7 protein-coding genes and 2 pseudogenes are annotated in these 7675 nt (G+C 62.0%); 7 read left to right on the top strand and 2 right to left on the bottom strand.

The window, feature by feature from the left end:
• A pseudogene (locus EN749_RS25805) lies at positions 1–435 on the bottom strand (branched-chain amino acid ABC transporter permease); the annotation flags it as partial.
• 1 nt (position 436) lies between these two features.
• Entirely contained in the window at positions 437–1381 is a 945-nt protein-coding gene (locus EN749_RS25800; RefSeq protein ID WP_245491501.1) for a branched-chain amino acid ABC transporter permease, read from the bottom strand.
• 193 nt (positions 1382–1574) lie between these two features.
• On the opposite strand from EN749_RS25800, the gene EN749_RS25795 reads away from it, so the two are divergent.
• From EN749_RS25795 to EN749_RS39025, 7 genes and pseudogenes are all read left to right on the top strand, one after another.
• Positions 1575–2705: a branched-chain amino acid ABC transporter substrate-binding protein gene (locus EN749_RS25795; RefSeq protein WP_127271535.1), complete on the top strand. Its 1131-nt coding sequence runs from the start codon at positions 1575–1577 to the stop codon at positions 2703–2705.
• Positions 2706–2798: 93 nt separating this feature from the next.
• Positions 2799–3893, top strand: a complete 1095-nt coding sequence (locus EN749_RS25790) for an ABC transporter ATP-binding protein (RefSeq protein ID WP_127809682.1) — start codon at positions 2799–2801, stop codon at positions 3891–3893.
• Complete coding sequence (locus EN749_RS25785; RefSeq protein ID WP_128364217.1) at positions 3890–4789, top strand: ABC transporter permease; 900 nt, start codon at positions 3890–3892, stop codon at positions 4787–4789. The genes EN749_RS25790 and EN749_RS25785 overlap by 4 nt, the downstream gene beginning before the upstream one ends.
• The gene (locus EN749_RS25780) at positions 4786–5574 is read left to right on the top strand and encodes an ABC transporter permease (RefSeq protein WP_127399125.1); all 789 of its coding nucleotides are present in this window, start codon (positions 4786–4788) and stop codon (positions 5572–5574) included. Before EN749_RS25785 ends, EN749_RS25780 begins: the two co-directional genes overlap by 4 nt.
• Positions 5575–5678: 104 nt before the next feature.
• Positions 5679–6710, top strand: a complete 1032-nt coding sequence (locus tag EN749_RS25775; RefSeq protein WP_128364216.1) for an extracellular solute-binding protein — start codon at positions 5679–5681, stop codon at positions 6708–6710.
• Positions 6707–7057, top strand: a pseudogene (locus tag EN749_RS39030) (GMC family oxidoreductase N-terminal domain-containing protein); the annotation flags it as partial. The gene EN749_RS25775 and the pseudogene EN749_RS39030, both read left to right, overlap by 4 nt.
• A 35-nt stretch (positions 7058–7092) precedes the next feature.
• Positions 7093–7675: GMC family oxidoreductase N-terminal domain-containing protein (locus tag EN749_RS39025; protein WP_245491500.1), on the top strand; the 583-nt coding region annotated here is incomplete at its 3' end.

Raw genomic sequence — 7675 nt, 5'->3', positions numbered from 1 at the left:
GATCGCCAGCAGCGCCGACACATAGGCACCGATACCGTAGGAAGCGCCGGTGGCGAAGTTCGGAATGTTGGCGCTGCCGAGCTGGAAATTGAGCGCCAGCGCCAGCACCGCATAGAGCTCGGCGACGATCAGCAGATGGAGGATATAGGTGTTGGATCCGACGAAGAACGGAAAGGCCAGGACGATTACCGCCGCCGTGATCATCGCCACGAGCGGAACCCGGGCAAAGCTCGCCAACGCATAGTCGGCGATCCACGGCAGCCTCTCCAGCAGATAGAAACCGAGGCCGAGCAAGGCCAGCAGGCCGACCACCTGCCAGCCGCCGTCGACTCTGAGGATGAGGTACAGGAACGCTGCCCCGATGATTTGCGAGGCGATGGCGAAGACCGTGGCCGCGGCTATGCCCGGCACGTCGGGTGAAGCACGACCCTGCATGCTAGACTTTCTCCATGACGGTGCGCCCAAGCAGGCCGGCGGGGCGGAAGATGAGCACGGCGATGACCAGCAGGAAGACGAAGACCAGCCGGTAGGAAGCGCCGTCCGGCACGAATGTCTGCGCCAGCACTTCGATGCCGGCAATGATCAGTCCGCCCAGTATGGCGCCCGGCATCGAGCCGAGGCCGCCGATGACCGCGGCGGAAAAGCCGAGCAGGCCGGCCATGACGCCGAAGTCGAACCGTGTCACGCCGGCATAGCTTGCGAACAGAAGTCCAGCGATGGCGCCGATAGCCGAGGCAATGAAGAACGTCGCACGGAAGACGCGTGCATCGCGGATGCCCATCATGCGCGCCACGACCCGGTCCTCCGAGGCCGCCCGGATGCGCAGCCCGAGCGGGGTCATGCGCAGGAAGACAAACAGCATGGCAACCAGCGCGACGGTCAGCACCACCACCAGCAGCGCGAACCAGCTGATGGCAACGCCGGAGATTTCGAAAGCCATGCCCGACACCAGGCGCGGGAAGGCATGCGGGTTCGATCCCTGCGGATAGAGATGGCGGATCAGCTCGCGGATGACGATGCCGAGCGCCACGGTCGCCACCAGCGCCATCATGGCGGGCGCATCGCGGAAGCGCCTGATGACCACCTTGTCCAGCAGGACGCCGATTAAACCGACGGCGAGCACGGCGACCGGAACCGCAAGCACCAGCCAGGCGGGGCCCGAGGCGCCAAGAGCGGTCGCCAACGCCTGGGCAAGCGCCAGCGTGATGAACGGCGCCGTCATCGCGACATCGCCATGCGAGAAATGAATGACGTTCAAGACACCGAAGATCAGGCTGAATCCGATCGCCAGCAAGGCATAGATGCAGCCAAGGGTTATCCAGTTCACCAGTTGCTGGACAAGCAGTTCCGCCATGAGTTGCTGGACAAGCAGTTCCGCCATGCGGTCCGTCTCTCGATTGAAGCCGACAGGTATCAACCGCCATCCCGGGCGGACAGAACGAATCTCCGAACTCACGAGTCACAATTTCCGAATTTCGTCCCTGAATACGCGCCCGTACACTGATGATCGGCCGACGATCACGATCGGCCGGGTCGCTACGACGGCGGCAGATAATTCTGTTTGAGGTGGAACCATGCAAAACAGGCGCAGTGCGCTTATCCGCGTATCGTCAATTCTGGCCGGCTCTCTGTTTGCCATCGCCCTGGGCGCCGCCCAGGCGCAGGCCGACCAGATCAAGCTCGGCTTCATCGGGCCGCTCTCCGGCGGCAACGCCCAGCAGGGCCTCGGCGCCCGCAACGGCTTCCTGCTCGCCATCGAGCAGGCCAATGCCAGCGGCTATCCGCACCAGGTGGAAGGCGTCGTGCTCGATGACGCCTCCGATCCGGCCGTCGGCGTTTCGGCGGCGCAGAAGCTGGTCAACGATCCCGCGGTGGTCGCGGCAACGGGGCATTGGAACAGCTCGGTCGCGTTGGCGACGATCCCGGTCTTCAACCGCTCGCAGATGCCGTTCATCGTCTGGGGCGCGGTCAGCCCGAAGATTACCGAACAGAACTTCCCGAACGTGACCCGCGTCACGCCGACGCTGGTCAACGAGAACAAGCCGCTGGCCGAAGCCATCGCCAAGCAAGGCAAGATCAAGAAGATCGCCATCATCTCCGACACCACCGACTACGGTGCGGCCAACACCAAATGGTTCGGCGATTTCTTCAAGGCGGCCGGCGGCGAGGTCGTTTCTTCGGATGCCGCGGCTGTCGGCACGACCGATTTCCGTGCCATGCTGACTACCGCGAAGGCAGCGTCGCCCGACGCGGTCTATTTCGGCGGCGTCGTCACCGAAGCAGCGCTGGTGCGCAGCCAGATGGCCGACCTCGGCATGGGCAATCTGCCGATGTACGGAATTTCAGGCATCTACGACCCGAAATTCATCGAGATCGCGGGAGCTGCCGCCGAGGGCACCATCGCCGGAACTCCGGCCGTCCAGTCGAACCCCAAGCTCGAGGAGTTCAACAAGGCCTATGAAACCAAGGCTTATCCCGATCCCGCCGGCTCCTATGCGAAATATGCCTACGAGGCGACGCAGATCCTGCTTCAGGTCATCAAGGAAAAAGGCCTCGACGACAAGGAGGCGCTGAGCAAGGCCATTCGTGACATCCACCACGACGGCATTCTGGGAGACGTCTCGTTCGATGCCAACGGACAGACCAACATGGCCATCGACATCGACATGTTCGTCGTCCGCAGCGGCAAATGGGAGAAGATGTAACTTACCTGATCGACGCCGCGCCCGTTCTCAGTGGCGCGGCGTCGATCACCTTCATCGCCGAGCTCGCAAAAGTCCTGACCGGAGCGCCTGACCATGAATGACGAGGCTGGCCACGGCGCACCTCGAAAGGCCGTCGAGATCAAGGGCGTCTCCAAGGTGTTCGGCACCTATCAGGCGCTGAAGCCTGTTTCCTTCGACATCTACGACAACGAGTTCTTCACGCTGCTCGGCCCGAGCGGCTGCGGCAAGACCACCCTGCTGCGCATGATCGCCGGTTTCGAGCAGCCGACGGCGGGGCAGATTTTCCTGCACGGCTCGGACATACAGGGACTCCCCCCGCATAAGCGGCGGGTCAACACCGTCTTCCAGAGCTACGCCCTGTTTCCGCATATGAGCGTCGAACAGAACATCGGCTTCGGGCTCGAAAACCTCGGCTGGTCAAAGGGCCGCCGCGATGCGCGCGTCGCCGATATGCTTCGTCTCGTCCATATGGAGGCCTTTGCCGGGCGCAAGCCGCAGCAATTGTCGGGCGGCCAGCGCCAGCGCGTCGCGCTCGCCCGCGCCCTGGCGCCGGAACCGGAAGTGCTGCTGCTCGACGAACCGCTCTCGGCACTCGACCTGAAGCTGCGCCAGGCCATGCGCGACGAGCTGCGCATCCTGCAGCGCAAGACCGGCATCACCTTCGTCTTCGTCACCCACGACCAGGAAGAAGCGCTCGACATGTCGGATCGCATCTGCGTTCTCGGCGATGGCGAGATCCAGCAGCTTGGCACACCCGCGGCGATCTACGAGGAGCCGTCGAACCGCTTCGTCGCCGATTTCATCGGCGAGACCAACTTCCTCGATGCTGACGTGATTGCCGTGGACGGCGAGCAGGCAACCGTGAAAACGCAGCTCGGCATGACCTTGACGGCCTCTCACAAGAAAGCGGTCGCCGGCCAGAAGGCCTTCATCTCGATACGTCCGGAAAAAATCAGCCTGCCCGCGCAGGACAACCCGATCGCTGTCGACGGCACGATCATGAGCACCAACTATCTCGGCGGCTACACATACTATCTGATTGAAGCGGGCGGCACCAAGCTGCGCATCTCCAAGCGCAACAGCGTCAGCCGCGGCCAGATGTTCGAGATCGGGCAATCGGTAAAAGTCGGCTTTGCCGCCGAATCCGTGCGGATCCTCGGCGCATGAAGGCACGCACAAAAAGTCCTGACTGGAATGTCCTCGGCCTGCTGCCGGCCCATCTCATCATGCTGCTGACGCTGATCATCCCGATCGGTATCATCATCGTGGTGTCGTTCTCGACGCGTGGACCTTACGGCGGGTTCGAATACGTGTTCACCACAGCGCCCTACAAGCAGCTTTTGTTCAACGAAGGCTGGACCGGCGAGATGGAGTTCAATCCGCAATATCTCATCGTCGTTGCCCGGACGCTGGTCCTGTCGGCCGTGACAACATCGATCTGCCTGCTTCTGAGCTTCCCGGTCGCCTATTTCATCGCGCTGCAGCGGCCGGCGATCAAAGTGCTGCTGATCTATCTCGTCACGCTGCCATTCTGGGTTTCGATGATCGTGCGCGTCTATTCCTGGATCATCATCCTGGGCAAGGACGGTGTCGTCGAAAAGACCCTTCGCGGTCTCGGCCTCGTTGACAACATGGACTCGCTGCTGTTCGGCAACACCGCCATGCTGCTCGGTCTCGTCTACAGCTACATTCCGCTGATGATCCTGCCGATCTTCGCCTCGATCGAGAAACTCGACCCTGCGCTCATCGAGGCGTCGCATGATCTCTATGGCAACCGCCTCACCACATTGCGCCGCGTTATCCTGCCCCTCACCCGGCCCGGCATGATCGCCGGCGCGATCCTGGTGTTCGTTCCAAGCCTCGGCGCGGTCCTGGAGCCGACCCTGCTCGGCGGCGGCAAGACCATGATGATGGGCAATCTCATCCAGCTGCAGTTCGGTGGCGCCCGCAACTGGCCGCTCGGCGCCGCCATCGCCATCGTGCTGATGGCCGCGGTCATGGTCTTCCTGATTTTCCAGGGTCTGCGCTCGATGCGCACCGAAGGCATGGAGCGTGCGGCATGAACGCGGACGATGATGTCAGGCGCTATCCGGGCTTCGGTCTCTTCAGCGCGATCTTCTTCGCCTATCTCTATTTGCCCATCGCCGTCGTGGTGTTCTACTCTTTCAATGCGAACCGGATCGTCTCCAATTGGGGCGGCTTCTCATTGCACTGGTACGCCACCGCTTTGTCCAACGCGAACCTGATGACAGCGGTGAAGACCTCCCTGCTCGTCGCCGCGGTCGCCACAGTCGCCTCGACGCTTGTCGCGTTGATGGCGGCATTGGTGCTGGTGCGCGGCCGCGATGTCCGGTTCCGCCGCATCTCCGAAGCGGTGGTGAACCTGCCGCTGCTCCTGCCCGAAATCGTCGTTGCTGTCGCCGTCCTGATCCTCTTCTCCGAGATCGGGCTCGCCAACGGAATGGTGAAGCTGATGATCGCCCACACCACCTTCTGCATCCCGTTCGCCTTCCTGCCGATACGCGCCCGCCTGCAGGGAATGGACTTCGATCTGGAGGAAGCCGCCCGCGATCTCTATGCAACCGGTTGGGTCGCCTTTCGTCGCGTCACGCTGCCGCTCATCCTGCCGGGTGTTTTCGCCGGCGCCATGCTCGCCTTCGTCATCTCGATGGATGATTTCATCACCAGCAACCTGTTGAATTCCGGCGGCGCCACCACGCTGCCGGTCTACATTTTCTCACTGATCAAGCAGGGCGTGTCGCCGCAGCTCAACGCAATCTCGACCTTGATCATGATTGTTTCGGTGGTGCTGGCGACCGTGGCCTTCGTGCTTCAGCGACGGCAGTAGCAGCGGCGTAGTTTTTCCTAATCAAGGCGTCGGGCAAATCGAATTTATCGAACCCGACGGTTTGTTATCGTCGCCCCTGGGAGAACAACAAACAGGGGAATGACATGACGACCAAAATTGCAGCGCTCGCCATGGCCGGTGCCATGAGCCTCGCCTTTAGCGCGCCCGCTGTCGCCGAGGGCAGCCTGGCCATCTACGCGTGGGCGGATTCCATCTCGCCCGAGATGGTCACGAAATTCGAGAAGGAAACCGGCATAAAGGTCACGGTCGACGCCTTCTCATCCAACGAGGACCTGCTGACCAAGCTGCAGGCCGGCTCGTCGGGCTACGACATCGTCACGCCTTCGCAGCACTTCGTGAAGATCATGATCGACAGCGGGCTGCTTGAGGATTTCGGCGCCAGCTCGATGGCGGCCTACAGCCAAGTCCTGCCGGACTGGCAGAAACCGTGGTGGGATGCGACAGGCAATCATTCGATCCCGCTCGCCTTCGGCAATGCCGGCTACACCGTCAACCGCGACCTCTACAAAGGCCCGGTCGACAGCTGGAAGACCTATTTCGAGCCACCGGCGGAGCTGCGCGGCAAGATCGCCAGCCTGGCGCAGCCCGACGAAGTCATTCCGGCAGCGGAAAACTATCTCGGCATCAAATATTGCAGCGAAGACCCACAGGAGATGAAGCGCGTGCTCGACCTCTTGCTGGCGCAGAAGCCATTCGTGGCGGCCTATTCCAGCGACAACATCGAAAACCGCATCGGCAGCGGCGAGGTTGCCGCCCATTTCTGGTGGGACGGCAACACCATGAGGCTTCGCCGCAACGACAAGGCCAATGTCGAATACGCGATGCCGAAAGAAGGTCTGGTCGGCTGGCTGGATTCCTATGTCGTGCCGAAGGGCGCGGCCAATATCGAGAACGCCAAGAAGTTCATCGATTTCATGACCCAGATCGACAACGCGACGGCGCAGTACAATTATTACGGCCACTCTTCGCCGGTGAAGATCGACGAGAGCAAGGCGCTCTACAACAAGGAGAACGCTCCGGAGCTGTTCCCGACCGTTCCCGTCAAGATGGGCCAGGCCTGCTCGCCGGCGGCGCAGGAACTCGTCACCAAGGTCTGGACGCAGCTTCTGCAATGAGCCGCTCAGCCGGGGCGCGCGCCGCCCCGGCATCTCCATTCTCAAAGGGGCTGGCCATGCAGACCGAAAATCTTGACTACGATTACATCGTCATCGGCGCAGGCTCGGCCGGTTGTGTCCTTGCCAATCGCCTGAGCGCCAACCCGTCCCACAAAGTGTGCCTGATCGAAGCCGGCGGCAGCGATAGCGGGCTGCGGGTCAAGGTGCCTGCCGGCATCCTCTCGCTCTACGGCAATCCGAACTATGACTACTGCTATGTCGGCGTGCCTCAGCCCAACCTCAACGGCCGCAGGATTCCGGTCAATCGCGGCAAGGGGCTGGGCGGCTCCAGTTCCATCAACTCGATGGTCTACATCAGGGGCGCCGCGCAGGACTATGACGAGTGGTCGCGACTCGGCTGGCAGGCTGGGCATTCAGCGACGTGCTTCCCGTCTTCAAGAAGCTCGAGCGCAACCTGCTTGGCCAGGACCCGCACTACCACGGTACAGGCGGGGAACTGCTGGTCGACAAGCCGCGCGATCCGAATGTGCTGTCGTCGATGTTCGTCAAGGCCGGCAACAATGCCGGTCTTCCGGCCAACAGCGACTTCAATGCCGAAAGCCAGTTCGGCCTCGGCATCTACAATGTCACCCAGGATCGCGGCCAGCGCTTCAGCAGTTTCACCGCCTTCATGCGCCCGGTGCTCGATCGCAAGAATCTCACAATCCTCAGCGAATGCGAAGTGATCGACCTCGATATAGCCGAGGAACGCGCGACAGGGGTACGGGTGCGGTACAAGGGCGAGCAGAAGACGCTGTCGGCCCGCCGCGAAATCGTGCTTTCGGCCGGGGCGATCAATTCACCGAAGATCTTGCTGGCGTCCGGCATCGGCGCAGCCGCCGAGCTGCAGGCGATCGGTATAAAGCCGGTTGTCGATCTGCCGGGCGTGGGCAAGAACCTTCAGGACCATATCGACGGCATGATCA

Source organism: Mesorhizobium sp. M7A.F.Ca.ET.027.02.1.1 (assembly GCF_004022985.1).
Classification (GTDB): Bacteria; Pseudomonadota; Alphaproteobacteria; order Rhizobiales; family Rhizobiaceae; genus Mesorhizobium.
Note: the sequence above shows the minus strand (reverse complement) of the source record. Positions and strands in the feature narration are given on the sequence as shown.

Coding starts and splice junctions, on each gene's coding strand:
- EN749_RS25800 (WP_245491501.1), bottom strand. CDS start 1,381: ATGGCGGAACTGCTTGTCCAGCAACTCATGGCGGAACTGCTTGTCCAG.
- EN749_RS25780 (WP_127399125.1), top strand. CDS start 4,786: ATGAACGCGGACGATGATGTCAGGCGCTATCCGGGCTTCGGTCTCTTC.
- EN749_RS25775 (WP_128364216.1), top strand. CDS start 5,679: ATGACGACCAAAATTGCAGCGCTCGCCATGGCCGGTGCCATGAGCCTC.
- EN749_RS25785 (WP_128364217.1), top strand. CDS start 3,890: ATGAAGGCACGCACAAAAAGTCCTGACTGGAATGTCCTCGGCCTGCTG.
- EN749_RS25795 (WP_127271535.1), top strand. CDS start 1,575: ATGCAAAACAGGCGCAGTGCGCTTATCCGCGTATCGTCAATTCTGGCC.
- EN749_RS25790 (WP_127809682.1), top strand. CDS start 2,799: ATGAATGACGAGGCTGGCCACGGCGCACCTCGAAAGGCCGTCGAGATC.